Annotated in this window: 28 protein-coding genes and 1 pseudogene; 10 read left to right on the top strand and 19 right to left on the bottom strand. The window is 70.7% G+C overall.

Annotated elements, in window-relative coordinates; translation table 11 throughout:
- The first annotated feature begins 9 nt into the window (after nt 1–9).
- The 4 genes from treY to pgm are packed head-to-tail and all read left to right on the top strand — an operon-like array spanning nt 10 to nt 6,854.
- Nucleotides 10–2,544, top strand: a complete 2,535-nt coding sequence (gene treY, locus ACFQPD_RS07040) for a malto-oligosyltrehalose synthase (protein WP_385899691.1) — start codon at nt 10–12, stop codon at nt 2,542–2,544.
- The gene (gene treZ, locus ACFQPD_RS07035) at nt 2,541–4,262 is read left to right on the top strand and encodes a malto-oligosyltrehalose trehalohydrolase (RefSeq protein WP_385899689.1); all 1,722 of its coding nucleotides are present in this window, start codon (nt 2,541–2,543) and stop codon (nt 4,260–4,262) included. The genes treY and treZ overlap by 4 nt, the downstream gene beginning before the upstream one ends.
- A 32-nt stretch (nt 4,263–4,294) precedes the next feature.
- A complete protein-coding gene (locus tag ACFQPD_RS07030; RefSeq protein WP_385899688.1) occupies nt 4,295–5,188 on the top strand; it encodes a co-chaperone YbbN in 894 nt (297 codons plus the stop codon).
- 46 nt (nt 5,189–5,234) lie between these two features.
- Complete coding sequence (gene pgm / locus ACFQPD_RS07025) at nt 5,235–6,854, top strand: phosphoglucomutase (alpha-D-glucose-1,6-bisphosphate-dependent) (RefSeq protein WP_385899686.1); 1,620 nt, start codon at nt 5,235–5,237, stop codon at nt 6,852–6,854.
- Nucleotides 6,855–6,857: 3 nt separating this feature from the next.
- Here the strand turns inward: pgm and ACFQPD_RS07020 are convergent, their stop codons facing one another.
- Entirely contained in the window at nt 6,858–7,418 is a 561-nt protein-coding gene (locus tag ACFQPD_RS07020; protein ID WP_068751307.1) for a PH domain-containing protein, read from the bottom strand.
- Between the two features lies 1 nt (nt 7,419).
- Complete coding sequence (locus ACFQPD_RS07015) at nt 7,420–7,575, bottom strand: hypothetical protein (RefSeq protein WP_176715194.1); 156 nt, start codon at nt 7,573–7,575, stop codon at nt 7,420–7,422.
- A 137-nt stretch (nt 7,576–7,712) separates the two neighbouring features.
- Here ACFQPD_RS07015 and mce point away from each other — a divergent pair, with 137 nt between their 5' ends.
- From mce to ACFQPD_RS06990, 5 genes are all read left to right on the top strand, one after another.
- Complete coding sequence (gene mce / locus ACFQPD_RS07010; protein ID WP_068751306.1) at nt 7,713–8,162, top strand: methylmalonyl-CoA epimerase; 450 nt, start codon at nt 7,713–7,715, stop codon at nt 8,160–8,162.
- 97 nt (nt 8,163–8,259) lie between these two features.
- Entirely contained in the window at nt 8,260–9,321 is a 1,062-nt protein-coding gene (locus ACFQPD_RS07005; RefSeq protein ID WP_385899684.1) for a DivIVA domain-containing protein, read from the top strand.
- Complete coding sequence (locus ACFQPD_RS07000) at nt 9,318–10,520, top strand: AI-2E family transporter (protein ID WP_385899682.1); 1,203 nt, start codon at nt 9,318–9,320, stop codon at nt 10,518–10,520. The genes ACFQPD_RS07005 and ACFQPD_RS07000 overlap by 4 nt, the downstream gene beginning before the upstream one ends.
- Nucleotides 10,521–10,543: 23 nt before the next feature.
- On the top strand, nt 10,544–11,239 hold the full coding sequence (gene nucS, locus ACFQPD_RS06995; RefSeq protein ID WP_068751303.1) for an endonuclease NucS: 696 nt from the start codon (nt 10,544–10,546) through the stop codon (nt 11,237–11,239).
- 271 nt (nt 11,240–11,510) lie between these two features.
- On the top strand, nt 11,511–12,284 hold the full coding sequence (locus ACFQPD_RS06990; protein WP_385899680.1) for an alpha/beta fold hydrolase: 774 nt from the start codon (nt 11,511–11,513) through the stop codon (nt 12,282–12,284).
- A 12-nt stretch (nt 12,285–12,296) separates the two neighbouring features.
- Here ACFQPD_RS06990 and ACFQPD_RS06985 read toward each other — a convergent pair whose 3' ends face one another.
- Nucleotides 12,297–12,983: a peptidylprolyl isomerase gene (locus ACFQPD_RS06985; protein WP_385899678.1), complete on the bottom strand. Its 687-nt coding sequence runs from the start codon at nt 12,981–12,983 to the stop codon at nt 12,297–12,299.
- Here ACFQPD_RS06985 and ACFQPD_RS06980 point away from each other — a divergent pair.
- Nucleotides 12,982–13,587, top strand: coding sequence for a cob(I)yrinic acid a,c-diamide adenosyltransferase (locus ACFQPD_RS06980; RefSeq protein ID WP_385899676.1), 606 nt, complete (start codon nt 12,982–12,984; stop codon nt 13,585–13,587). The genes ACFQPD_RS06985 and ACFQPD_RS06980 overlap by 2 nt on opposite strands.
- On the opposite strand, the gene ACFQPD_RS06975 is transcribed toward ACFQPD_RS06980, so the two are convergent.
- The 16 genes and pseudogenes from ACFQPD_RS06975 to rpmE all read right to left on the bottom strand — a co-directional run bounded on the left by ACFQPD_RS06975 (nt 13,584) and on the right by rpmE (nt 25,718).
- A complete protein-coding gene (locus tag ACFQPD_RS06975) occupies nt 13,584–14,045 on the bottom strand; it encodes a DUF2550 domain-containing protein (RefSeq protein WP_385899674.1) in 462 nt (153 codons plus the stop codon). The genes ACFQPD_RS06980 and ACFQPD_RS06975 overlap by 4 nt on opposite strands.
- A gap of 84 nt (nt 14,046–14,129) precedes the next feature.
- Nucleotides 14,130–14,537: a F0F1 ATP synthase subunit epsilon gene (locus ACFQPD_RS06970; protein WP_385899672.1), complete on the bottom strand. Its 408-nt coding sequence runs from the start codon at nt 14,535–14,537 to the stop codon at nt 14,130–14,132.
- 2 nt (nt 14,538–14,539) lie between these two features.
- Nucleotides 14,540–15,991 carry a F0F1 ATP synthase subunit beta gene (atpD, locus tag ACFQPD_RS06965; RefSeq protein ID WP_068751296.1) on the bottom strand — a complete coding sequence of 484 codons (1,452 nt, stop codon included), beginning with the start codon at nt 15,989–15,991 and terminating at the stop codon, nt 14,540–14,542.
- Between the two features lie 23 nt (nt 15,992–16,014).
- Nucleotides 16,015–16,914 (bottom strand): F0F1 ATP synthase subunit gamma, encoded by a 900-nt coding sequence (locus tag ACFQPD_RS06960; protein WP_068751295.1) that lies wholly within the window; start codon nt 16,912–16,914, stop codon nt 16,015–16,017.
- A gap of 4 nt (nt 16,915–16,918) precedes the next feature.
- Nucleotides 16,919–18,556: a F0F1 ATP synthase subunit alpha gene (gene atpA / locus ACFQPD_RS06955; protein ID WP_068751294.1), complete on the bottom strand. Its 1,638-nt coding sequence runs from the start codon at nt 18,554–18,556 to the stop codon at nt 16,919–16,921.
- A gap of 17 nt (nt 18,557–18,573) precedes the next feature.
- On the bottom strand, nt 18,574–19,329 hold the full coding sequence (locus ACFQPD_RS06950) for a F0F1 ATP synthase subunit delta (protein WP_385899671.1): 756 nt from the start codon (nt 19,327–19,329) through the stop codon (nt 18,574–18,576).
- Between the two features lie 38 nt (nt 19,330–19,367).
- Nucleotides 19,368–19,913 carry a F0F1 ATP synthase subunit B gene (locus ACFQPD_RS06945; protein ID WP_068751292.1) on the bottom strand — a complete coding sequence of 182 codons (546 nt, stop codon included), beginning with the start codon at nt 19,911–19,913 and terminating at the stop codon, nt 19,368–19,370.
- Nucleotides 19,914–19,921: 8 nt separating this feature from the next.
- Nucleotides 19,922–20,140 (bottom strand): F0F1 ATP synthase subunit C, encoded by a 219-nt coding sequence (locus ACFQPD_RS06940; RefSeq protein ID WP_385899670.1) that lies wholly within the window; start codon nt 20,138–20,140, stop codon nt 19,922–19,924.
- A 55-nt stretch (nt 20,141–20,195) separates the two neighbouring features.
- Nucleotides 20,196–20,981, bottom strand: coding sequence for a F0F1 ATP synthase subunit A (atpB, locus tag ACFQPD_RS06935; RefSeq protein ID WP_068751290.1), 786 nt, complete (start codon nt 20,979–20,981; stop codon nt 20,196–20,198).
- Between the two features lie 17 nt (nt 20,982–20,998).
- Nucleotides 20,999–21,220 carry a hypothetical protein gene (locus ACFQPD_RS06930; RefSeq protein WP_385899668.1) on the bottom strand — a complete coding sequence of 74 codons (222 nt, stop codon included), beginning with the start codon at nt 21,218–21,220 and terminating at the stop codon, nt 20,999–21,001.
- A gap of 51 nt (nt 21,221–21,271) precedes the next feature.
- Complete coding sequence (locus ACFQPD_RS06925) at nt 21,272–21,724, bottom strand: hypothetical protein (protein ID WP_141680050.1); 453 nt, start codon at nt 21,722–21,724, stop codon at nt 21,272–21,274.
- On the bottom strand, nt 21,717–22,856 hold the full coding sequence (locus ACFQPD_RS06920) for an MraY family glycosyltransferase (protein WP_385899667.1): 1,140 nt from the start codon (nt 22,854–22,856) through the stop codon (nt 21,717–21,719). The genes ACFQPD_RS06925 and ACFQPD_RS06920 overlap by 8 nt, the downstream gene beginning before the upstream one ends.
- A 22-nt stretch (nt 22,857–22,878) precedes the next feature.
- Nucleotides 22,879–23,469: pseudogene (locus tag ACFQPD_RS06915) on the bottom strand (L-threonylcarbamoyladenylate synthase); the annotation flags it as partial.
- Between the two features lie 35 nt (nt 23,470–23,504).
- Complete coding sequence (prmC, locus tag ACFQPD_RS06910) at nt 23,505–24,362, bottom strand: peptide chain release factor N(5)-glutamine methyltransferase (protein ID WP_385899665.1); 858 nt, start codon at nt 24,360–24,362, stop codon at nt 23,505–23,507.
- Nucleotides 24,359–25,426, bottom strand: coding sequence for a peptide chain release factor 1 (gene prfA / locus ACFQPD_RS06905; RefSeq protein WP_385899663.1), 1,068 nt, complete (start codon nt 25,424–25,426; stop codon nt 24,359–24,361). Before prfA ends, prmC begins: the two co-directional genes overlap by 4 nt.
- Nucleotides 25,427–25,505: 79 nt before the next feature.
- Nucleotides 25,506–25,718 (bottom strand): 50S ribosomal protein L31, encoded by a 213-nt coding sequence (rpmE, locus tag ACFQPD_RS06900; protein ID WP_068751283.1) that lies wholly within the window; start codon nt 25,716–25,718, stop codon nt 25,506–25,508.
- Between the last annotated feature and the right edge of the window lie 315 nt (nt 25,719–26,033).

Genomic DNA, 26,033 nt, shown 5'->3' with positions numbered 1-26,033 from the left:
TCTGGGGCTGTGCCGACGACTCCCAGCTCCACGTACCGCCTCCAGCTCAACGCCGCGTTCACGTTCGACGACGCCGTGGCGCAGGTCCCCTACCTGGCCTCGCTGGGGGTGTCGCACCTGTTCTGCTCCCCCATCCTGCAGGCGGCCCCGGGCTCCATGCACGGCTACGACGTCGTCGACCATGCGGCCATCTCGGCGGAGTGCGGCGGGGAGGACGGCTTCCGCCGGCTGGCCGCCGCCGCCCGCGAGCACGGGTTGGGCCTGGTGGTCGATGTCGTGCCGAACCACATGGCGGTGCCGACGCCGCTGTGGCTCAACCGCGCCCTCTGGGACGTCCTGCGCGCCGGCCCGGAGTCCGAGTTCGCCGGCTGGTTCGACATCGACCTCAGCCGCTCCCGGGCCATCCTCATGCCGGTGCTGGGCCGCCGCATCGGCGACGAACTGGCCGACGGCTCCATCGTCGTCGAGGAGCGCGACATCGCGGGAACGCCGCAGCACGTCGTCGCCTACCACGACCACGTGTTCCCGATCCGCCCCGGCACCGAGGACCTGCCGCTCGACGAGCTGCTGGACCAGCAGTGGTACCGCCTGGCGTACTGGAAGGTCGGCAACGACGAGCTCAACTATCGACGCTTCTTCGACGTCGACACCCTCGCCGCGATCCGCGTTGAGGATCAGGACGTGTTCGACGCCAGCCACGCGCTGCTCATCCGCCTCTACGAGGAGGGGCTGATCGACGGGTTCCGGATCGACCACCCCGACGGCCTCGCCACGCCGCGCGGCTACCTGCAGAAGCTGCAGCGCGCCACCGGCGGCTGCTGGGTGGTGGTCGAGAAGATCCTCGAGCCGCACGAGACCCTGCCGGCCGGCTCCCGCTGCGCCGGCACCACCGGCTACGACGCGCTGCTGCGGGTGGCCGGCCTGTTCCACGACCCGGCGCAGCTGCCCCGCCTCGACGAGCTGTGGGAGCGCGTCGCGCCCGGCGAGGGCTGGTTCACCGCCTCCCTGCTGCGCGCGAAGGAGGAGGTCGTGCGCACCATGCTGTTCGCGGAGGTCAACCGCCTGGTGTCCATCGCGGTGGCCATCTGCGACTCCGACGTCCGGCTCCGCGACCACACCCGGCGCCAGCTCGACCGCGCCATCCGCGCCCTGCTCATCCACATGGACCGCTACCGCGCCTACGTCGAGCCCGGCCTGCCGGCCCCCGACGCGGAGCGTCAGGTCATCGTCGACGCCGCGGACCGCGCCCGGGCGGACCTCGACGAGGACGAGCAGGCCACGTTGGACCTCATCGTCGCGCTCGCCTGCGGCGACACCGGCGTCGCGGGCACCGGCGGCGCGGAATCGCTGCCGCCCGTGGCCACGCACCCCGTCACCACCGAACTCCCCGACGCGCAGCAGGACATCGCCGAACTGCGCGCCGAGTTCATGGTTCGCTTCGCCCAGACCTGCGGCCCCGTCATGGCCAAGTCGAAGGAGGACACCGCCTTCTACCGGTGGTCCCGCTTCATCGGCGTGAACGAGGTCGGCAGCGAGCCGACGCTGGTCGGCGTCTCCGTCGACGACTTCCACAGCTTCGGCGAGCAGCTCACCACGGACTGGCCGGCGACCATGACCACGCTGTCGACCCACGACACCAAGCGCTCCGAGGACGTCCGCGCCCGGCTCGCCGCGCTGCTGGAGCACGCCAAGGACTGGGACGCCTGCGTCACCGAGCTGCGCGCGGCGACCGACGGCCAGCGCCACGCCGTCGACGGCCCCACCGAGCTGCTGCTGTGGCAGACGCTCGCCGCCACCTGGCGCCTGCCGGGGACGCTGGCCGGCGCCGCCCCCATCACCGCCGAGCGGCTCGACGCCTACCTCACCAAGGCCATGCGCGAGGCCAAACAGCACACGACCTGGACCGCGCCGGACCAGGCCTACGAGCAGGCGGTGCTGGACCTCGCGCACCTCGCGCTCACCGACGAGCGGTGCGTCGCGGCGCTGGACGCCTTCACGGCCGTGACGCAGGAGTCCGTGCGCTGCGCGGTCCTGGGCGCCAAACTGCTGCAGCTCACCATGCCGGGCGTGCCCGACGTGTACCAGGGCTGCGAGGTCGTCGACCTGTCGCTGGTGGACCCCGACAACCGGCGCCCGGTGGACTACGTGCACCGGGCCGACCTGCTCGCCGCCGTCGACGCGTCGCGCCAACAGAGCCTGGACGCCGAGAAGCTGCTGGTCACCAGCCGCGCGCTACGGCTCCGCCGCGACCACCCCGACGCGTTCCGCGGCGAGACCGCCACGTACGCCCCCGTGCCGAGCACCAGCGGCCACGCGGTGGCCTTCGCACGCGGCATCCGGGACGACGGCGTCACGGCCGTCGCGGTCGCCACCCGGCTACCCACCGCCCTGGCAGAGCGCGGCGGCTGGAGCGAGCACCAACTCATCCTCCCCGACGGGCACTACACCGACGCCCTCACCGGACGCGAGGTGACCGGGGGCGCCGTCGCGTTGGCCGACGTGCTGGCCGACCTCCCCGTGGCCCTCCTGGTGGCCGCCCGATGAGGCCCGCCGTCTGGGCGCCTAACGCCCACGCCGTCGCGCTGGACGTCGCGGGAGATCCGCAGGACATGCGGCAGCGGGGCGGCGGCTGGTTCGAGGCCGATGTGGACCTCGCCCCCGGCGCCCGCTACGCGTTCCGGCTCGACGGCGGCGACCCGCGGCCCGATCCCCGCTCGCTGGCGCAGCCCGACGGCGTCCACGCGCCCAGCGAGGTCGTCGACCCCGCGCTGTTGCGCCGCGACACCGGCTGGCGCGGCCGGGACCTGCGCGGGGCCGTGCTGTACGAGCTGCACATCGGCACGTTCACCGAGGAGGGCACCTTCGACGCGGCCGTCGCCCGACTCGACCACCTCGTCGACCTCGGCGTCGAGGCGATCGAGCTCATGCCCGTGGCGGCCTTCCCCGGCGAGCGCGGCTGGGGCTACGACGGCGTGGCGCTCTACGCGGCCCATCCGGCCTACGGCGGGGTCGCGGGCCTGACCCGCCTGGTCGACGCCTGCCACGAGCGGGGCCTCGGCGTCGTCGTCGACGTCGTGCACAACCACCTCGGCCCCGAGGGCAACTACCTCGGCCAGTTCGGGCCGTACTTCACGTCGCGCCACTCCACCCCCTGGGGGGACGCGGTGAACCTCGACGGCCCCGACGCGCACGAGGTGCGGGCCTTCCTGCTCGGCTCGGCGCGGCACTGGCTGGTCGACGTCGGCGCGGACGCTCTACGCCTCGACGCGGTCCACGCGCTGCGCGACGACTCCGACCGGCACTTCCTTGCCGAGCTGGCGGACGAGGTCGCGGCGTGGGCGGACGAGGTGGGCCGCCCCCTGACGCTCATCGCGGAGTCGGACCTCAACCAGCCGGCCATGGTGTCGCCGCTGGGCTCGGTGCCCCACGCGCGCGGGATGGCGGCGCAGTGGGCCGACGACGTCCACCACGCGCTGCACAGCTTCTTCTCTCGCGAGACGCAGGGCTACTACGTCGACTTCGGCACCGCCGAGGTCCTCACCCACGCGCTGACCCGCGTCTTCGTGCACGACGGCGGGCCGTCCACCTTCCGGGGCACGGAGTGGGGCGCGCCGGTGGACCCCGCCAGCCACCTGTACGACGGGCACTCGTTCGTCGTGTTCCTCCAGAACCACGACCAGGTCGGAAACCGCGCACTCGGCGACCGCTTCGACCGGCACGCCTCCCCCGACCTGCAGGCCGCGGCCGCCGCGTTGTACCTGCTCTCTCCCTACACGCCGATGCTGTTCCAGGGCGAGGAGTGGGCGGCCTCCAGCCCATTCCCGTACTTCAGCGACCTGGGACCCGACCTCGGCCCGCACGTCACGGCGGGGCGCGCGCGCGAGTTCGCCGCCATGGGGTGGAGCGACCCGACCCCCGATCCGCAGGATCGCGAGACCTGGCGCTCGGCCGTGCTGCCGTGGCAGGAAATCGGCGAGTCCGCCCACGCGGAGATGCTCGCCTGGTACCGCCGGCTCATCGCGCTCCGGCGCGAGCGGCCCGAGCTGCGGGACCCGGCCCTGACCTCCGTCGACGTGCGGGTCGTCGACGCCGACACCGTGGTGATGACGCGTGGCGGGCGCGTGCGCGTCGCGGCCACGCGGGGTGACGGCGCGCAGGTCGACCTCGGGGAGGGCCGGATCCTCGCCGCGTGGGGCGATGTCGCCGACCTCGGGGGCGGCCGATACCGGCTCGGCGGGCCCGGAGCTGTCGTCGTCGGTTGATCGGGCCCAGGTGTGGGGCCAAGATGGGACCCATGACTTCTGCTGCGTTCTCGCGCCCCGGCGCCGTCGACCTCTCGTCCCTGTCCCAGCCCGCCCCCGCGTCGGGCGGCTACGTCATGGACGTGGCGGAGGCCGACTTCCAGGCGGTGGCCGCCAAGTCCTCGCAGTACCCCGTCATCCTCGAGTTCCACTCGCCGCGCGACCCCAACGGGAGGGCCGTGTCCGACACGCTGGCCGAGCTGGTCAACGCGGCCGGCGGTAAGTTCCTGCTCGGCCGGGTCGACGTCGACGCCGAGCCGCGCGTGGCCCAGGCGCTGGGGGTCCAGGCCGTGCCCACCGTCGTCGCCGTCGTGGGCGGCCAGCTGGCCCCGCTCTTCCAGGGCACCAAGTCCCGCGAGGAGATCTCCGCGATCCTCGACCAGATCGCCCAGCTGGCCATCGCCAACGGCATGACGGGACGCGCACAGCCCGTCGCAACAGCCGGCTCCCCCGAGGCTGCGGAGGCCCCCGCCGGCAACCCGCGGTTCGCCAAGGCCGACGCTGCCCTCGAGGCCGGCGATTTCGAGGCCGCCGTCGCGGAGTTCGATGCCCTGCTCAAGGAGACCCCCGGCGACGCCGAGGCCCTCGCCCGCCGCGCACAGGCCGCGCTGCTGGTGCGCAGCGCCGGCTTCGACCCCGCGACGATCGTCGCTCGCGCTGAGGCCGGGCCCACCGACGTCGCGGCCCAGCTGGACGCGGCCGACCTCGAGATCATCCAGGGCCGCTACGAGGAGGCCTTCGACCGGCTGCTGGGCCTCGCCGGGCAGCTGCCGTCCGACGAGCGCGACCCCATCCGCGTGCGCCTGCTGGAGCTTTTCGAGGTCGTCGGGCGCGCCGAGCCCGTCGTCCTCAAGGCGCGCCGCCGGCTGGCCAGCGTCCTGTTCTGATCGGCGGGGGCTCCCCGGCGCCGGCCCCCGCCACTACGATGGCGGCATGGCACACGAGCGCGCCGGGCAGCCGGCCCAGGACCAGGACCTGATCAACGTCGACGAGCTTCTCGCCGCCTATCACGACCGCACACCGGACCCGGCCAACCCGGACCAGATGGTGGTCTTCGGCACGTCGGGGCACCGCGGCTCGTCGCTGGACACGGCGTTCAACGACCTGCACATCGCCGCCACCACGCAGGCCATCGTCGAGTACCGCCGCGCCCAGGGCACCAGCGGGCCTCTGTTCATCGGCAAGGACACACACGCGCTCTCGCTGCCCGCCTGGACCACGGCCATCGAGGTCCTGGCGGCCAACGGGGTGGAGATCTGCGCCGAGCGCGAGGACGAGTACACCCCGACCCCGGCGGTGTCGCGGGCGATCATCCGCTACAACCGCGAGCACTCGGCGCAGGCCGACGGCATCGTCGTGACGCCGTCGCACAACCCGCCCCGTGACGGCGGGTTCAAGTACAACCCGCCCAACGGCGGGCCCGCCGACTCGGACGCGACGACCGTCATCGCGGCCCGCGCCAACGAGCTGATGGCCGACCCGTCCGCCATCCGGCGCATCTCCTACGCCTCGGCCGAGGTCAACCGCTACGACTACCGCACGCCGTACTGCCAGGAGCTGGCCACCGCGATCGACCTCGACGCCATCAAGGCCTCGGGGCTCGTGCACGGCGCCGACCCGATGGGCGGCGCGTCGGTGCAGTACTGGGAGCACCTGGCCGAACTCGGGCTACCGATCACGGTCGTCAACCCAGCCGTCGACCCGACGTGGCGCTTCATGACGCTCGACACCGACGGCAAGATCCGCATGGACTGCTCGTCGCCCGACGCGATGGCCTCGCTCGTGGGCAAGCGCGATGCCTTCTCCGTGTCCACCGGCAACGACGCGGACGCCGACCGGCACGGGATCGTCACACCGGACCACGGCCTGATGAACCCCAACGCCTACCTGGCCGTGGCGATCAGCTACCTCTTCTCCCACCGCCCGGGGTGGGCGGCCGACGCGGGCATCGGCAAGACGCTCGTGTCGTCGTCGATCATCGACAAGGTCGCGGCGAAGCTCGGGCGCCGCCTCGTCGAGGTGCCCGTCGGCTTCAAGTGGTTCGTGCCCGGCCTGACCGACGGCTCCATCGGCTTCGGCGGCGAGGAATCGGCCGGCGCCTCCTTCCTGGCGCGCGACGGCTCGACGTGGACCACCGACAAGGACGGCATCCTGCTGGCCCTGCTCGCCTCCGAGATCATCGCGGTGACCGGCAAGACGCCGTCGCGGCTGTACGCGGAGCTGGAAGCCGAGTTCGGCCGCTCCTACTACGCCCGGGTGGACGCCGACGCCAGCCGCGAGCAGAAGGCCCGGCTCAGCCGCCTCGGCGCCGACGACGTCACCGTCACCGAGCTCGCCGGCGAGCAGATCACCGCCGTCTTGTCCCATGCGCCGGGCAACGGCGCCGCCATCGGCGGGATCAAGGTCACCACGCCCAGCGCATGGTTCGCCGCCCGCCCCTCCGGCACCGAGGACAAGTACAAGATCTACGCGGAGTCCCTCAAGGGCGCCGACCACCTGGCCGCCGTGCAGTCGGCCGCCAGGGACCTCGTGGACCGGGCGCTGGGAGCCTGAGCCTCAGAGGCCGTCGGCGTCGTTCGGGTCGTCCAGCACGATGGGATCCATCCGCATGACCTGACGCAGCCCGGACCGCTGGATGACCCGCTGAATGGTGAGGTCGCGGCGGTCCGGGTCACCGACGTAGCGGATCTCGCGCAGTCCCTGCCCCTGCGCGGCCGACTCGAACACGAAGTGCCCGTAGCCCAGCACCTGGCCCATGAGCGAGCGGTACATCGAGATGTCGAGGATCCGCGTCATGGGCATGGTCGCCAACGACCGGTCGAAGACGCCGTGCACCCGGAAGACGCGCATGTTGGTGATCACGAACCGGTCCATGCGCTGCACGTGCACCTTCCACAGGCCCACGACGAGCGCGGCGACGCCCAAGACCAACGGCACCGCGTAGTAGTCGCCGGCCCACACGGCCGTCCAGAACAGCGGGATGCTGAGAGCGGCCAGGGCGTACCACCAGAACGTCGCCGCCCAGTGCTTGCGCACCTCGTCGATGATGACCTCGCCCTCGTCCACCAGCAGGTGGCCCTGGACGTCGGGCTCGACCAGGCCGCGCCAGACGTTCACCTCACGCAGCCAGCGTGGTGAAGAACCGTCCGATCGCCTCGAAGGCCCCGAAGAACGCGCGCACGGCCTCCGCGGCGGCCTCAGGGCGTGTGAACAGGTAGAACAGCACGAATGCGGCGATGAGCAGCAACAGGGCCTTCTTCACCCAACCGATCACGAGCGGCCTCCTCCTCACAGGGTCTCGGGCAAGTCTGCCCGACGTGCGCAGACTCTCCGGGACGACGCGCCGACCGACGCCCACGAGATCCCACCCCGCCGTCCTCGTGCGGCACCCCGTGTGGAAGACTCGTGCCCATGGACAACTCTGATCTTTTCATCTGCATCGATCACGTCGGCCTGGCCGTCCCGGACCTCGACGAGGCCGTCAAGTTCCACGCCGAGGCGTTCGGCTGGCGTGAACTCCACCGCGAGGTCAACGAGGAGCAGGGCGTCGCCGAGGCGATGCTGGGCACCGGCGAACAGGGCGAGGAGAACGCGAAGATCCAGCTCCTGGCCCCCCTGCGTGAGGACTCGGCCATCGGCAAGTTCCTGGCCAAGAACGGCCCCGGCATCCAGCAGCTGGCCTACCGCGTCGCCGACCTCGACCACGTCAGCGCCGTGCTCCGCGAGCGGGGCCTGCGTCTGCTGTACCCCGAGGCCAAGCGCGGCACCGGCGGCTCCCGGATCAACTTCGTCCACCCGAAGGATGCCCGCGGCGTGCTGCTGGAGCTCGTCGAGCTCCCCAAGGAGCCGGCTGCCCACTGAGGCTGACGATCACGGGGCGGAACGCGCGGCGTTCCGCCCCGTGCCGTGTCTGCGGGAGGGGCTAGGCTCGTCCTGGATCTGACCGAAGGAGCATCCGATGCCTGAGTTCGACAGCGAAGAGACCGGGCTGAACCTGTTCGACGACCGAGCCACGGCCGCGGGCAGCTTCCCCCACTCGATGCTGGGCTACGACCGCCACGCCGTCGACACCTACGTGCGTGAAGTGGAATCGAAGGTCAGCCAGCTGAAGCTTCAGGTGCGGGAGCGGACCCGCGAGCTCGAGTTCGTCCGCGCCGAGCAGGGAACGACCGACTTCACGCGCCTCGGCGCCCACGCCACCGGGCTGCTCCGCGCGGCCGAGGCGCAGGCGGCCGACATCGTCGTCCAGGCCGAGAACGAGGGCGAGCGGATCAAGACGGAGGCCCGCCGGACCGCGGCGTCGCTGCGTGAGTCCGCCCAGCAGGAGGCTGACGACGTGAGGCTCACCGGGCTCGCCGGGCTGCGCGAGCTGCGGCAACAGCAGGCCCAGGCCGGCAAGGAGGCCCTGGAGACCGCCCGGCGGGACGCCGATCTCATCGTCGCCGACGCGCGCATCAAGGCCGACAGCATCGTGGAGGCGGCCACGACCCGCGCATCGGCCATCGTCGATGCCGCCACCGCTGAAGCGGAGCGCATCCGGCTCGAGGCCCAGCGCACAGCCAGCGAGCTCCGGCTCGCCGCCGAGCGCGCCGCCGAGGAGCAGGCCGCCGCCACCGCACAGGCGGCCGCCGAAGCCGAGCGCGTCGTCACGGAGCGCCTCGCGCGCACCGAGCAGGACGCCGCAGACGTCGAGGCACGGGTGGCCGCGGCGCGGGAGGAAGCCCAGCGGATCCGTGCCGAGGCCGTGGCAGCGGCCGAGGAGATCAGGCTCGCCGCCATGCGGGAGAGCGAGGAGACCCTGGCGATCCTGCGCACCCGCACCCGCGACGCCGAGGCTGCGCTGGAGGAGCGCATCGCGTGGCGCAAGGAGCAGCTCGAGCGCGAGATCGGCACGCTCGAGGGACGCCGTCGCGCCGCCCTGGCCCAGCTCGGAAATCTCCGCGCGCTCGCGGAGGAGTCCAGCGCGGAGTTCGAGGACTCCCCCACCACCGTGATCCGGAAGGATGACACACCCCAGTGACCGACCCCAGCGCCCCAGCCGCGGTCCCCGAGCCGGCGCCGAGGCCACACCGTTCCCTCCTCGGGCGCGCCGCGACGAAGCTCCGGCGCGGGGCGCGCACACTCATGACACCGACGCCGGAGCCGGTGATCGTCCCTGTCCCCTTCACGCCGCCCCCACCCGAGGAGAAACCGCGCTGGCCGTCACCGTTCCTCTTCGGCTTCATGGGTGCGCTCGGCGTCCTCATGGCCGTGGCTCTGGCCCAGGCCGTCCTGACCGTCCAGAGCGTCCTCATCCTCGTCGTGCTGGCTCTGTTCCTGGCTCTCGGGCTCAGCCCCGCCGTCGAGTTCCTGCGGCGTCGGCGGGTCCCCCGCGGGTTCGCCGTCACCATCGTGGCGGTGACGCTGCTCGCGGTCATCGCCCTCGGCGTGACGGCGCTGGTGCCCATCCTCACTGAGCAGACCGCCACCCTCATGCGCAACCTGCCCGGCATGCTTCAGAACCTGGCGCGGCAGCCCCAGATCGCGCAGTGGGAGGAGCAGTACCAGATCACCAGCACCATCACGGAGTTCTTCTCCTCGGGCGCCCTGTTGGAGAACCTGTTCGGGGGCCTGTGGGGCGCCGGCCGGCTGGTCGCCAACCTGGTGTTCTCGGTCATCGTCACCCTGGTGCTCACCATCTACTTCCTCGCCTCCCTGCCCACGATCAAGGAGACGATCTACTCGCTGGCCCCGGCCAGCCGGCGGCCCCGCACCCGCTACCTGGCCGAGGAGATCTTCCGCGGGGTCTCCGGCTACATCACCGGGATGTTCGTCATCGTCTCGGTCGCGTCCGTGAGCGCGTTCATCTTCATGAACATCGCCGGCCTCGGCAGCTACTCCCTGGCGCTGGCCTTCGTCGTGGCGATGTTCTGCTTCATCCCACTCGTCGGCTCCTCGCTGGCGATGGCGAGCGTCGCGATCGTCGGCTTCGCCGTCGACCCCACCATCGGTATCGCCACCGTCATCTACTTCCTGATCTACCAGCAGTTCGATGCGTACGTGCTCTATCCGACCGTGCTGAAGCGCACCGTCAAGGTGCCGGGGGCCCTCGTCGTGCTGTCGGCCATCATCGGCGGCATGCTCTTCGGCGTCATCGGCGCCGTCATCGCCATCCCCACCACGGCCGCGCTGTTGCTGCTCCACCGGGAGATCGTGCAGCCCGCGTTGGACGCCGCCTGACCCGCTCTTGGTAGGGTGGCGGCGTGCGTCTCGTGGTTGCGAAGTGTCAGGTCGATTACGTCGGCCGGCTGACGGCGCACCTGCCGATGGCCACGCGCCTCATCCTGGTCAAGGCCGACGGGTCGGTCTCGGTCCACGCGGACGACCGCGCGTACAAGCCGCTGAACTGGATGAGCCCCCCGTGCACACTGCAGGTGGAGGCACCTGACCCGGACGCCGCCGCGAGCATGGGGGTCACGGAGGTCTGGCAGGTGCGCGCCAAGGACGGCGACACCCTCCGCATCTCGGTGGCCGACGTGTTCCACGACTCCGCCCACGAGCTGGGTGTCGATCCGGGCCTGCAGAAGGACGGCGTGGAGGCCCACCTCCAGGCGCTGCTCGCCGATCACCCCGCCACGCTCGGCGACGGGCTGAGCCTCGTGCAGCGCGAGTACCTCACCCCCATCGGCCCGGTCGATCTGCTCCTGCGCGACGACCGGGGCTCCTACGTCGCGGTGGAGGTCAAACGCCGCGGCGAGATCGACGGTGTCGAGCAGCTGACCCGCTATCTCGAGCTCATGAACCGCGACCCCCACCTCGCCCCCGTCCGCGGCATCTTCGCCGGCCAGCAGATCAAGCCGCAGGCGCGCACCCTTGCCAGCGACCGCGGCATCGAGTGGCGGCTCATCGACTACGACGCCCTGCGCGGGCTCGACAACGCCGACGAGCGGCTCTTCTAGTGGCCCGCCGTCCGTCCAAGCACCTCCGTGCGCCGCGCCCCCTCCTCTCGGGCGGCTCGCAGCGGCGGGAGAGCCGAGGCGGCCGCACCTGGATCGTCCGCGACGTCCCCGCGCACCGGGCGGTCAAGGAGTACCGGTGTCCGGGCTGCGACCAGCGCGTTGCTCCGGGGACCCCGCACCTGGTCGCGTGGCCCGACACGCCGCCACTCGGTGCGGAGTCCGGGCTGGAAGTCCGGCGCCACTGGCACCCACACTGCTGGCGGCTGCCGCGATGACGCTGCACGAGATGGTCGTCGGCTCCGGCCCCGCGCACGCCGTGTTCCTCCACGGGCTTTTCGGGCAGGGCAAGAACTTCGGCACCGTCGCGGCACGGCTCGGCGATGTGGCCACCTGTCACCTCGTCGACCTGCCGAACCACGGCCGGTCGTCGTGGACCGAGACGTTCACGCTGGACAACCAGGCCGACGTCGTGGGCGACTGGCTCGAGCAGCGGTTCGGCCATCCGGTGGCGCTGATCGGTCACTCGCTGGGCGGCAAGGTCGCGATGCGGCTGGCGCTGCGGCGGCCCGAACTCGTGGACCGGCTCATGGTGGTCGACATCTCGCCCGCCCGCAACGTCGCGGCCGCGCAGTTCGTCAACCTGGTCGCGGCGCTGCGGACGCTGGATCTCGACTCGCTGACCAGCCGCACGCAGGCCGACGAGGAACTCTCCGAACTCATCCCCGACGACGTCGTGCGGCGCTTCCTGCTGCAGAACCTGCGGCGCAAGGGCGACACCTGGTTCTGGCAGGCCAACCTCGACCTGATGGGCGACTCCCTGCACGCCGTCGGCGGCTGGCCCGCCATCGACGGCCACTTCGACGGCCCCGTGCTCTGGGTCAACGGCGGGCGCTCCCCCTACGTGCAGCCCGAGCACCTGGAACCGATGCGCCGGCTGTTCCCGCGCGTGCTGCAGGTGACGCTCAAGAGGGCGGGGCACTGGGTGCACGCCGACGACCCCGACGGCTTCGTCGCGGTGGTGCGGCACCTCCTCACGGACGCCTGAGGCGGGCCGCCGTCAGCCCAGGGACACCGACTCGATGCGGGCCTCGGCGTTGGGCGATGTCTGGTCCGTCCCGTCGACGCCCTGCGCCGCGATCCCGGCCACCACGTCGAGGCCGGCCTGATCCATGGTGCCGAACACCGTGTACTCCGGTGGTAGCGGCGTGTCCGCCCATACCAGGAAGAACTGGGAGCCGCCGGTGTTCGGCGGCTGCCGCTTCGCCATGGCGACCGTCCCTGCCGGGTAGGTCGGCGGCGGGTTCAGCTCATCAGGGATGGTGTAGCCGGGCCCGCCGGTGCCGGTGGCCGTCGGGTCCCCGCACTGCAGGATGAAGATGCCGTAGTCAACGAGGCGGTGGCACTCGGTGTCGTCGTAGAACCCCTGCTCGGCCAGCGAGACGAACGAGTTGACGGTGCACGGCGCCGTGGCCCGGTCGAGCGTCAGGGAGACGTCCCCGGCGGTGAGGTGCAGCGTGACCCCGACGGTCCCCTGGTCGGACACGTTCTCGCTGCGCGGCGGGTCCACCGGCCGCGCTGGCTCCCCCTCGGGCGGGTACTCACACGTCACGCCGGCGCCGCCGGCCACCGCGCCGCCCGCCGAGTCGTTGGCGTTCTGACAGCCCGTCGCGAGCAGGGCCAGGGTGGCGAGGAGGGCCAGGGGTCGGATGCGCACGGCGTCCAGCTTGGCATAGATTGAGGCCATGGTCACACTGTCGAAGATCTACACCCGCACCGGCGACGCCGGCTCCACGAGGCTCTCGGACAACTCCGAGGTGCGCAAGACGGACCTCCGCGTCGAGGCGTACGGCCAGGTGGACGAGGCGAACGCCACGATCGGCGTGGCCCTGGCCATCGGCGGCCTGCCGCCGCGGGTCGTGGAGATGCTGCAACTGATCAGCAACGAGCTCTTCGACGTCGGCGCCGACCTCTCGACACCCCTGCATCCGGCGCCCGCCTGGCCGCCGCTGCGGATCGAGCAGCCCTCCGTCGAGCGCCTGGAGGGGTTCTGCGACGAGCTGCAGGAGGGCCTGCCGGTCCTGCGCAGCTTCATCCTGCCCGGGGGCACCCACGCGGGCGCCCAGCTGCACGTGGCCCGCACCGTGACGCGCCGCGCGGAGCGGGCAGCCTGGCGCTGCGTCGAGGAGCACGGCACGGACCCCGAGGGGGGCGTCAACATGGCCGCCGTCACCTACCTGAACCGGCTGTCGGACCTGCTGTTCATCATGTCGCGCGCCGCCAACGGCACCGACGGGGAGATCCTCTGGGTGCCCGGCACCGACCGCCAGAAGCCGGAAGGGGCCCGCTAGCGGGGCGAGTCCGCGCTGCCCGGGAGATAGTGGCTGCCGGGCGGGGCGGACTCCAGCCAGCTCATCAGGGCCAGGACCTCGTCGCGCGACATCGCCAGGGTGTGCAGGTGCCCCGTCACCCGGTCCTTGACCGTGACGATGACGGAGTCGGCGAACAGCGCGATCGCCTCGAGGCCCTCCGGCTTGCGCTGATGCACATACGTGGTCCCCGCCCGCTGCAGAACCAGCTTGGGGGTCAGTCCGAGGGAGAAGGACCGGAACCACTCGAGGTTCTCGCCACGGTAGCGGGCGACGCCCAGTGCCCAACCGTGGCCGGGCGTGTCGTCGCGCACCCGGTGGGCGCAGTCGAACAGTCCGCCCTGGCCGGTGAGCCAGCGGCGGCGGAGGTAGAGCAGGGCGAACGGCAGCAGAATCAGCGCGACGATGACGACCGTCGTGACGATGAACTGCCACGGCATGCTGCCCCGATCCTCCTCCTGGGGCACTGCCCCACTATGCGTTCAGGGCGGCCCCCCATGGGGGCCGCCCTGAACGGTGTCGTGCTAGGTCGTGGCCCTCTCGCCGGCGCGGATCTGCGCCTGGAGGATCCTCAGGTGATGGAGTTCGTCGTCGTCCGCGTCGCCCTGCATGGCCTTGGCCTCCAGGGTGGACGCCTCACGCCGCGCCTCCTCCAGCCCCACCTCGTGCCCGAGCGTCGCCACCTGGGCGAGCACCGAGACGCGGTTGTGGGCGACGGAGATGAACCCCTCGTCGACGGCCAGCGACTCGCTGCGTCCGTCGGCGGTGACGATCTCCACCACGCACGGGACGAGGACCGCGAGCAGCGGCTCATGGCCGGGCAGGATGCCGATGTCGCCCTCGACGGTGCGCGCGATGATGTTGACCGACTCGCCGGACCAGACGAGCCGGTCCGCCGCGACGACCTCGACTTGCAGCGGGGGTCGCGACACGATCAGTTTTCCTTCTGGATCTTCGACCAGTTGGCCATGACGTCGTCCATGCCGCCCACGTTGAAGAACGCCTGCTCCGCGATGTGGTCCACGTCGCCGCGGGTGATCATCTGGAACGCCTCGATGGTGTCGGCCAGCGGCACCGTCGAGCCGGGGATGTTGGTGAACTTCTCCGCCATGTAGGTGTTCTGCGACAGGAACTGCTGGATGCGCCGCGCCCGGTTGACGACGATCTTGTCCTCCTCGGACAGCTCGTCGACGCCGAGGATGGCGATGATGTCCTGGAGTTCCTTGTTGCGCTGCAGGATCTGCTTGACGCGCACCGCGGTGTCGTAGTGCTCCTGACCGATGTACTGCGGGTCGAGGATGCGGCTCGACGACGACAGCGGGTCGACGGCCGGGTACAGGCCGCGCGACGCGATCTCTCGCGACAGCTCCGTGGTCGCGTCCAGGTGGGCGAACGTGGTGGCCGGGGCCGGGTCGGTGTAGTCGTCGGCGGGCACGTAGATCGCCTGCATCGAGGTGATCGAGTGTCCCCGGGTCGACGTGATCCGCTCCTGCAGCTGACCCATCTCGTCCGCCAGGTTCGGCTGGTAGCCCACGGCCGACGGCATACGGCCCAGCAGCGTCGACACCTCGGAACCCGCCTGCGTGAAGCGGAAGATGTTGTCGATGAACAGCAGCACGTCCTGGTTCTGGACGTCGCGGAAGTACTCGGCCATGGTCAGCGCCGACAGCGCGACCCGCAGACGGGTGCCCGGGGGCTCATCCATCTGTCCGAAGACGAGCGCGGTGTCCTTGAGGACGCCGGCCTCCTCCATCTCGTTGATGAGGTCGTTGCCCTCGCGGGTGCGCTCCCCCACTCCCGCGAACACCGAGGTGCCGCCGAAGTTGTGGGCGATGCGGTAGATCATCTCCTGGATGAGCACCGTCTTCCCGACGCCGGCGCCGCCGAACAGGCCGATCTTGCCGCCCTTCACGTAGGGGGTCAGCAGGTCGAGGACCTTGATGCCGGTCTCCAGCATCTCGGTGCGCGGCTCGAGCGTGTCGAACTTCGGCGCCGGGCGGTGGATGGGCCAGCGCTCGGTGATCTCGATCGTCGACGGGTCCACGTTGAGGACGTCGCCGGTCACGTTCCAGACGTGGCCCTTGGTGATGTCGCCGACGGGCACGGAGATGGGGGCGCCGGTGTCGCGCACCTCGGAACCGCGGCGCATGCCGTCGGTGGGCTTCAGAGCGATCGCGCGCACGAGGTTGTCGCCGATGTGCAGGGCCGTCTCCATGGTCATGGTGCGCTTCTCGCCCATCACCTCGGTGTCCACGAGCAGCGCGTTGCCGATCTCGGGGATCTGGTCCGCTGCGAACTCGACGTCGACGACTGGGCCGATGACGCGGGCGACACGACCGACACCACCGGTGGCGGCCGGCGGAGTCTGATTGACAGTGGCAGTCATGAGTTCCTCATTCGTTCGAAGGCTCATTCGGACAGCGCCGAGGCGCCGCCGACGATTTCAGTGATTTCTTGGGTGATCTCGGCCTGGCGGGCCTGGTTCGCCTCGCGCGTCAGTTGCTCGATGAGCGACTGCGCGTTGTCGGTCGCGGACTTCATCGCCCGCTGCCTGCTGGCAAGCTCCGACGCGGCCGACTGCAGCAGCGCGCTGTGGATGCGGTTGGCCACGAACAGCGGCAGCAACGCATCCAGCACCGTCTCGGCGTCCGGCTCGAAGTCGTAGAACGGGTTCAGCTCCTCGCTGCCCCGGTCCGGGCCGGCAGGCGCGTCCTCCACCACGAGCGGCAGGAGGCGCACGGCCGCCGCCGTCTGGGTCAGCATGGAGACGAACCTCGTGTACACGACGTGGAGCTGGTCCACCCCGCCGTCCTCCGTCGGCCGGAGGAACTGGTCGAGCAGCACCTTCGAGATCTCGCGGGCGTTGTCGTACGTCGGGCGGTCCGAGAAGCCGGTCCAGCTCTGCTGGACGGGACGGCGGCGGAAGTCGTAGTACGCGACGCCCTTCTGGCCCGTGATGTACATCACGACTTCCTGGCCCTCGGCCGTCAGCTTCGCGTGCAGCTGCTCGGCCGCCTTGATGACGTTGGCCGAATAGGCGCCGGCGAGGCCGCGGTCCGAGGTCACGAGCAGGATCGCCGACCGCTTTGGCTGCTCCACGTCGACGAGCAGCGGGTGCTCGATGTCGTGGACGCTCGCCAGCGCCGACACGGCCCGGACGAGTTCCCGCGTGTACGGCAGGGCCGCCCGCGCCGCGTTCTGCGCCTTGATGATGCGCGACGCGGCGATGAGCTCCATGGCGCGCGTGATCTTCTTGGTCGTGCTCACCGACCGTCGACGCTCGCGGAGCTCCCGCAGACTGCTACCCATGGACTCAGCCCCGCTTCTGGCGGACGATCGTCTCCTGGCCGATCTGCTCGTCCGCGAGAGGCTTGTGCTCCTCGTGACCGACCAGAAGCTTGCCCTCGGAGGTGCGGAAGACCCGCTTGAAGTCGGCCAGCGCCTTGGCGGTGGACTCCTTCGCCTCGTCGCCGAAGACGTTGGTCTCGGCGATCGACTGCAGCACGGTCGCGTTGTGGCGCAGGTGATCGAGGAACTCCTGCTCGAAGCGCAGCACGTCGTCGACGGGGACGTCGTCGAAGTGGCCCTCGATGCCGGCCCACACGCTGACGACCTGGTCCTCGACCGGGTACGGCGCGTACTGGCCCTGGCGCAGCAGCTCGGTGAGCCGGGCGCCGCGGTCCAGCTGGCGCCGCGTCGCGGCATCGAGGTCCGAGGCGAACATCGCGAACGCCTGCATGTCGCGGTACTGCGCGAGGTTGATCTTCAGCGAGCCGGCGACCGACTTCATGGCCTTGATCTGCGCGGCGCCACCGACACGCGACACCGACACGCCGACGTCCACGGCGGGGCGCTGGTTCGCGTTGAACAGGTCCGACTGCAGGAAGATCTGGCCGTCGGTGATCGAGATCACGTTGGTCGGGATGTAGGCCGACACGTCGTTGGCCTTCGTCTCGATGATCGGCAGGCCGGTCATCGATCCGCCGCCCAGCTCGTCGGAGAGCTTGGCGCAGCGCTCCAGCAGGCGGGAGTGGAGGTAGAACACGTCACCGGGGTACGCCTCGCGGCCCGGGGGCCGGCGCAGCAGCAGCGACATGGCGCGGTAGGCCTCGGCCTGCTTGGTCAGGTCGTCGAACACGATGAGGACGTGCTTACCCTGATACATCCAGTGCTGGCCGATGGCCGAACCCGAGTAGGGGGCGATGTACTTGAAGCCTGCGGGGTCTGAGGCGGGCGAGTGCACGATCGTGGTGTAGTCGAGCGCACCGGCCGCTTCGAGCGTGCTGCGCACCTCGGCGATCGTCGAGCCCTTCTGGCCGATGGCCACGTAGATGCAGCGGACCTGCTTCTTGGGGTCACCCGATTCCCAGTTGGCCTTCTGGTTGATGATCGTGTCGATCGCGATGGCGGTCTTGCCGGTCTTGCGGTCGCCGATGATCAGCTGGCGCTGGCCGCGGCCGATCGGGATCATCGCGTCGATGGCCTTGAGCCCGGTCTGCAGCGGCTCGCGGACCTCCTGGCGGTCCATGACGCCGGCGGCCTGCAACTCGAGGGCGCGACGGCCGTCGAGGTCGGTGATCTCACCGAGGCCGTCGATCGGGTTGCCCATGGCGTCCACGACGCGGCCGAGGTAGCCGTCGCCGACGGGCACCGACAGCACGTCTCCGGTGCCGTGCACGACGGACCCCTCGTCGATGCCCTCGGAGTCGCCGAGGACGACGACGCCGATCTCGCGCTCGTCGAGGTTGAGGGCGATGCCCAGGGTGCCGTTCTCGAAGCGCAACAGCTCGTTCGCCATCGCGGAGGGCAGGCCCTCCACACGGGCGATGCCGTCGCCCGAGGTCACGACGGAGCCGACCTCGGTCCGGGATGCGGCCTGGGGCTGGTAAGACTGGACGAAGTCGTCCAGCGCACTGCGGATCTCGTCCGGACTGATGGTCAGTTCAGCCATTGCGTTTCTACTTTCGTCTACGAGGTGATGAGTTGACGGCGGACCTGGTCGAGCCGCGCGGCAACGGTTGCTTCGATTACGTCGTCTCCGAGCGCGACGTTGATGCCGCCGAGCACGGAGGGATCGACCTCGACCTGCAGCGCCACGGGGCCGCCGGCCTGGGCTTCCAATGCCCGCCTGAGCCGTGCGAGGCGCGCCTCGTCGAGGGGCCGGGCGACGGTGACCTTGGCGATCTTCTCGCCGGCCAGGTCGGCCGCCATCTCGAGGATCTCGCCGACGGTGCGGGCGTAGTTGCGCCGCCGGGTCCGCACGGTCCGCGCGGCGAGCGCGCGGGTCACGGGATGCACCTTGTCGGCGATGAGCCGGTCGATCAGCTCCTGCTTGGCGTCGACGGGGTACGTCTGGTTGCGCAGGGTGCCCGCGAGCTCCGGGTTGGAGTCGATGGTCAGGCCGAGCGTGTGCAGTTCGTCCGACACGCGGTCGATGTCGCCGGTGCGCTGGGCGTCGAGCAGCGACAACCGGACGGCCTGCCGCTCCAAGCCCGCAACCATGTCCGCGCCACTGTTCCAGGACGCCTTGACGGCCTCGGTCAGCACCGCCAGCGTGGCGGCCGACACGCGACCCCCCAGCAGGCGCGTGGCGAGCCCCGACCGGTCCTCCACGGAGGCCGACGGGTCCGACAGCGAGCGACGCAGCATCGGCTGGCCGTCGAGGAGGTCGACGACGGCGAACAGCTCTGCGGCCGTGGTGGCATCGGTGGGGATGCCGTCCACGGTCGCGTCGAGTCCAGCGGGTGCGGCGCCGACGGCCATCATCGGGCCTGACCCGCCGACTCGAGCTCAGCCAGGAACCGGTCGACGGTGCGCATGGCGCGCTCGTCGTCGGTCAGGGACTCGCCCACGATCTTGCCGGCGAGCGTCGTGGCGATGCCGCCGACCTCACCGCGCAGGTCGTGCACAAGCTGGGACCGCTCGGCCTCGAGCTGCTGGCGCCCGGCGTCGAGAATCCGCTGCGACTCCTTGGCCGCCTTCTCCCGAGCCTCCGCCACGAGGGCGGCCGACTGGTTCTTGGCGTCCTCGCGGATGCGCGCGGCCTCTTCGCGGGCTGCGCTGAGCTGGTCGTTGTACTCGGCCAGCGCTGCCGCCGCCTTGGCTTCCGCCGCGGCCGCCCGACGCATGCCGCCCTCGATCTTGTTCGTGCGCTCCTCGTACATCTTCTCGAAGGCCGGAACGACGACCTTCCACATGAGGAGGAAGATCACGAGCATCAGCAGGATGCCGGCGATGATCTCCGAGAGATAGTGGGGCATCAGGGGCCCCAGATCGATCTCGAGAAGCGCCCCGGTGAAGGGGAACATGGCGGGGCTCAGAGGACGAACGCGAGGGCGATGGCGATGATGGCGAGCGCCTCGACCACGGCGAAGCCGATGAAGGCGGTGCCCATCATGGCGCTGCGGGCCTCAGGCTGCCGCGCCGTGCCATTGATGACCGACGCGAAGATCCAGGCGACGCCGAGGGCGGGGGCGATCGTGGCGATCGCGTAGCCGATCATGTTCAGCGAGCCGGAGATTTCCAGGAGGGACATTGCTTTCCTTTCGGATGGCTGCCCGTCAGCGGTTACTGACGAGGAGTCGGTGGACTCAGTGCGCCTCGGCGATCGAGGACGACACGTACTGGGCGGTGAGGACGGTGAAGATGTAGGCCTGCAGGGCGCCGATGAACAGCTCCAGGCACAGGATGATGATGCTGAACGCGATCGAGACCACGCCGGACACGTTGTAGAAGAGGTTGTCGGCCTGCGACACCAGGTACCCACCGCCGACGACGAACACCAGCACGACGAGGTGGCCGGCGAAGAGGTTGGCGAAGAGACGCAGGGCCAGCGTGATGGGGCGCGTGATGAAGGTGGCCAGGAACTCCAGCGGCACGACCAGTGGGAGCAGGTAGCCGGGGACGCCCTCGGGCACCAGCGACTTCTTGAGGAATCCCCCCACACCCCACTTCTTGAACCCCGCCCCGACGTAGATCAGCCAGGACAGGATGGCCAGGCCGTAGGCGTAGCCGACGTTGGAGAAGGTCGGGTACATGAAGAAGAACATCTCGCCGAACCAGTTGTTGACCAGCAGGAACGAGAAGAGGCCGAGCAGGTAGGGCAGGAACTTCTTGAAGTCGTGGTGCAGGATGTCGCGCGCGATGCCGTTGCGCACGAACTCGTAGACATACTCGGCGAGGAACTGGCCCTTGGTCGGCTGGACCTTCAGGTTTCGCGACGCCCACCACCACAGGCCCATGACGATCAGGGCGCCGATGATGGCCTGGATGAGCGGCTTGTTGACCCAGTCCGGAAAGACGCCCGGCCAGACCGAGTACCACAGGAAGTCCTCGGTGCCCGGCGGATGGTATTCGCCTCCGCCGGTGGTCTCCATCGGAAGTAGCCCCAGTGTCACGTACCGCTCCCGTATCGCTTGATGATGATGTAGATGCTGCTCACCAGACCCAGGATCAGGCCGAGTGGCAACAACCACGAGGTCTGCAAGAAGTAGTCCCCGACCCAGCCGAGACCACCGTAGAAGATGAGCCCGCTGAGCAGATAACTGAGGACGAGCATGCCGTCGTCGGCGCGCCTAGGTCCTTCTGGCGCATTACCCGTCGGTGCGTTGCCCATCTCGTGAGTGAGCCTAGCGGAAACGGGGCGGCGAATCATATTCCACGGCACTCAGTCCGCGACAGGGGGGTGGTACTCCGAGTCGTACACCGGATAGCGCTGACGGGACGCCACGACGACCACGCCGGTGACCCAGGCGAGCACCGTCGCGACCACGCTGAGGAGGAGCCAGCCCTCGCGCAGGACGGGCCTGATCGCGGGCAGGTCGAGGATGAACCACAGCCCGGCGGCGATGCCGACGACCCGGACCGCGTAGCTCACCAGGACCAGGCCCATGCCTTGCAGGTCGGGCAGTTCCGCGGCGATCACCTCGATGGCCTGGCCCACCGAGTAGAAGATGACGACCGCGGCGAAACCGAGGGCCGCGGTCACGGCCGCACCCCGGCCCCCGAAGCCGAGCGCGCCGCCGATCACGAGCAGCCCGGCCAGGTGCCCGCCGACGAGCCCGCCGACCATCATCTCGCGGGCGCGACGGCTCGCGGGCCCCATCCCCCGCTCAGCCACGGCGGGCTGGATCGACGACGTCGGTGTCCGCAGGCAGTTCCGGCGGCGCGGACCGGACGGGACGCAGGGTCAGCACGACCACGACGACCAGGGCGAGGCCCAGCGCCCAGAGCGTCGGCGTCCCCGGTAACAGCGTGACGACCACCAGCCCGACCGTGACCACGGCGGTCCACCCGTACATGAGGAGAACCGCACCCCAGTGCGAGTGTCCGCGGGCCAGCAGCCGGTGGTGCAGGTGCTGCTTGTCGGGGTGGAAGACGTGCTGGCCGTTCCACGTCCGCCGCACCCAAGCGAGGACGAGGTCGAGGAAGGGCAGCGACAAGGCGGCCAGCGGGAGAAGGATCGGCAGCAGGGCAGGGAGCAGGTTCTCCCCCTGGGCCAGGGCGCCGGGGTCGAGCTGGCCCGTGAACGAGATCGTGCTCATGGCCATGAGCAGGCCCAGGAGCATGGCCCCGGAGTCGCCCATGAACATCTTGGCGGGGTGCACGTTGTGGAGCAGGAATCCGATCGCGATCCCGCAGGTGGCGACGGTGATGAGGCTCGCCGTCGTGGCCCGGATCAGCTCCTGCTCGTAGGCCAGGACGTAGGTGTAGCTGAAGAAGGCGCCCGATCCGATGGCCACGATGCCGCCCGCGAGCCCGTCGAGCCCGTCGACGAAGTTGACGGCGTTGACGCACAGCGCGATGAAGAAGACGGTGACCAGGATGCTGGTGGCGTCGTCGAGCGCGACGATCCGGTTCGGCAGGGGGATCCAGTAGATCCGCACCCCCTGCAGCACCGCGACGCCAGCGGCGAGCACCTGCCCGCCGAGCTTCACCATCGCGGGCATGTCGTACTTGTCGTCGAGCACGCCGATGACGGTGATGACGAGCCCGGCCCACAGGACCGCCGACGCGTCGTGCTCGACGGCCGTATACCGGCCCAGGAAGGGTAGCTGGACCGCCAGGAGGAAGGCCATCGCCAGGCCGCCGAACATGGCGACACCACCGAAGTACGGGATGGGCTGGGTGTGGACGTCGCGGCTGCGGACGCTGGCGAGCGCGCCGGTGCGGACCGCGATGTTGCGGCACAGGCCCGCCAGCAGGTGGGTCGTGCCGATCGCGACCAGCAGGACCAGCAGGTACTCGCGCATCGGGCGGCTAGCTCAGGTCCTCGACGCCCGGCGCCACCTCGCGCAGGGCCTCGAGCGAGACGGCCCCGCGCCGCAGGACGCGGCCCTCGGGGGTGGCGGCGAAGTCGACGATCGTGGAGGCCACTCCCCCGGTCACGGGACCGCCGTCGAGGTACACCGCGACCCGGTCCCCCAGCTGGTCGCGGGCCTCCGCGCAGTCGAGGGCCGCCGGACGCCCCGACACGTTGGCGGAGCTGACCGCGAGCGGCCCGGTGCGCCGGAGCAGGGCGCGGGCGCCGTCGTGGTCCGGGACGCGCACGGCGACGGTGCCGCCCGTCTCGCCCAGCGACATGCCCGAGCGCGCCTGCGCCTTGACGATGAGCGTGAGACCGCCGGGCCAGAACGCCTTTGCGACCGCGGCGGCCGCGGGGGGTACGTCGTCGGCGATCGCCCTGAGCATCGAGGGCTCGGCGATGAGGACGGGCGGCGGCATGTCACGGCCGCGCTCCTTGGCGTCCAGGAGGCCTTGGACCGCGTCGGCGCTGAACGCGTTGGCGCCGATGCCGTAGACCGTGTCGGTCGGCAGCACGATGCACTGTCCGGCACGGACGGCCTCGGCGGCGGCCTCGAGGGCGGCGGCGTCGTCGGTTCTGAGGTCGAAGGTGTTGGTCACGGGGCAATCCTGCCACCATCGGCGCCGCGGACGCCCGTCACGAACCGGGGGCGCCCCGTGAGGTCGTAGTGCGAGCTCACGCCCTGGAAGCCGGCCCCGGCGACAAGCTCCACGACGTCGGCCGCATGGCTGTCGTCGTGCTCGGTGGCCAGCAGGCCCCCGGCGCGCAGCAGGCGCCCGGCCACGCGGACGACGGTGCGGATGGCGTCGAGGCCGTCGGGTCCTGAGAACAGCGCGAGCCCGGGGTCGTGGTCCACGACGTCGCTGGGCAGCAGGGCCCGGTGCGTCTCCGGGATGTAGGGCGGGTTGACGATGACGAGATCCACCCGGCCGTCCAGCTGGGGCAGCGCGTCGGCCATGTCGCCGTGGACGACGTCGGCGCCCGTGCCGGCGAGGTTGTGCCGCAGGTAGGGCAGCGCGGCGTCGGACAGTTCGACGGCGTGCAGCTCCAGTCCGCCGAGCTCGTGCGCCAGGGACGCCGTGATCGCGCCGGAGCCGGCGCACAGCTCGACGACGCGGCGCCGGTCGGCGGGGCGGGCGGCCAGCTGGTCGAGCGCCCACCCGACCATGACCTCGGTCTCGGGGCGCGGGATGAACACGCCCGGCCCGACGGCGACGGTCTCGTAGCGGAAGTGCGCCTCGCCAGTCAGATGCTGCAGCGGCTCGCCCGCGGCGCGACGTTCCACCAGAGCGTCGATGGCCGCGCGCTGCGCGGGAGTGACGCCGTCGATGCGGATCAGCGACGCGACGTCGACGCCCAGGACGTGCGCGACGAGCTGCCGTGCCTCGGGGCCGGGGCTCGGGGAGCCGGATCGGGCGAGCACGGCGGCGACCTCGAACGCGGCCTCCGTCACCCGCCGACCCCGGCGAGGCGCTCGGCGAGATCCTGCTCCGCCAGGGCGTCGAGCAGCGGCGTCAGCGCGCCGTCGAGCACCTGGTCCAGGTTATGCGCCTTGTAGCCGATGCGATGGTCCGTGATCCGGTTCTCCGGAAAGTTGTAGGTGCGGATGCGCTCGGAGCGGTCGACGGTGCGCACCTGGGACTTGCGCGCCTGCGACGCCGCCGAGGCCGCCTCGGCCTCCGCGAGAGCGATCAGGCGGGCGCGCAGCATGCGCATGGCGGACTCGCGGTTCTGCAGCTGGGAGCGCTCGTTCTGGCACGACACCACGGTGCCGGTGGGCAGGTGGGTGATCCGGACCGCCGAGTCGGTGGTGTTGACGCCCTGGCCGCCGGGGCCCGAGGAGCGGTAGACGTCGATGCGGAGGTCGTCGTCGTTGATCTCGACCTCGTCCGCCTCGACATCGGGCATCACCAGCACGCCGGCGGCCGACGTGTGGATGCGGCCCTGGGACTCGGTGACGGGGACGCGCTGCACCCGATGGACGCCGCCTTCGAACTTCAGGCGGCCGTACGGCCCGTGCTCGTGACCGGAGGCGGCCTTGACCGCGACCGTCACCGACTTGTAGCCGCCGAGGTCCGTCTCCTGGGAATCGAGCAGCTCGATCTTCCAGCCCACCTGTTCGGCGTAGCGGGTGTACATCTTCAGCAGGTCGCCGGCGAACAGGGCCGACTCGTCGCCGCCCTCCCCCGACTTGATCTCCACCAGCGCGTCGGCGTCGTCGTTCGGGTCGCGCGGCGCGAGGAGCCGGGTCAGTCGCGCGGTGGCGGCCTCGAGCTGGACGTCGAGTTCGGCCAGCTCGTCGGCGAACGACGGATCGTCGGCGGCCAGTTCGGCGGCCGCCGCCCGGTCCTCGCTCAGCCTGCGGAACTGGTCCAGGCCCTCCACCACCGGCCGTAACGCGGCATACCGGCGCCCCACCTTGCGCGAGCGCGCCACGTCGGCGTGCAGCTCAGGGTCGGCCAGCTGGCGCTCCAGGTCGCGGTACTCGTCGACGAGGGGCTGGGCGTTGTCGAACACGGGGATCCTTCGGTGGCGAGGCGGAAAAAGCATCGGGCGCCGGGCGGGTGCGAACCCGTCCCGGCGCCCGAGGATGACGCTAGCTGGACTTCTTGGCGTAGCGGCGCTCGAAGCGGGCCACGCGGCCACCGGTGTCGAGGATCTTCTGCTTGCCGGTGTAGAACGGGTGGCACTCGGAGCAGACGTCGGCGCTCAGGGTGCCCTTCGTGCTGGTGCTCTTCGTGGTGAACGTGTTGCCGCAGGTGCAGTGGACCTGGGTCTCGACGTAATCAGGGTGGATGCCCTGCTTCATGATGGATCTCCTCGGGTGAAGGTGGCCGGGTCGCCGGCCCTGAGACGGGCCTGGAGGTACGCGTGAACCGGCGCAGCTACCTATTCTAGTGGGTTCCAGCCGAGCTTCTGGCAGGCTCGGTCCTGTAGCGGCTGGCGGGTCAGCACTCTCCTCTTCTGATCGCTGTTTGAGGTCTTGCGGCAGACCGTGCGCCCGCTGGTCGTGGGGAGGCAGATCGCTGCTGGGATGTCGTGCCCCCGAGTCGTGCTGTCCGGGTGAGCACTCGCTCCATTAGATCGCTGGGAGTCCTCCTCCACGCTGCGGAACGGGAGTCAT

Source organism: Tessaracoccus sp. O5.2 (genome assembly GCF_964266725.1).
GTDB lineage: Bacteria > Actinomycetota > Actinomycetes > Propionibacteriales > Propionibacteriaceae > Arachnia > Arachnia lapidicapta.
The sequence above is the reverse complement of the archived record's forward strand: the minus strand, read 5'-3'. Positions and strand labels throughout refer to the sequence as shown.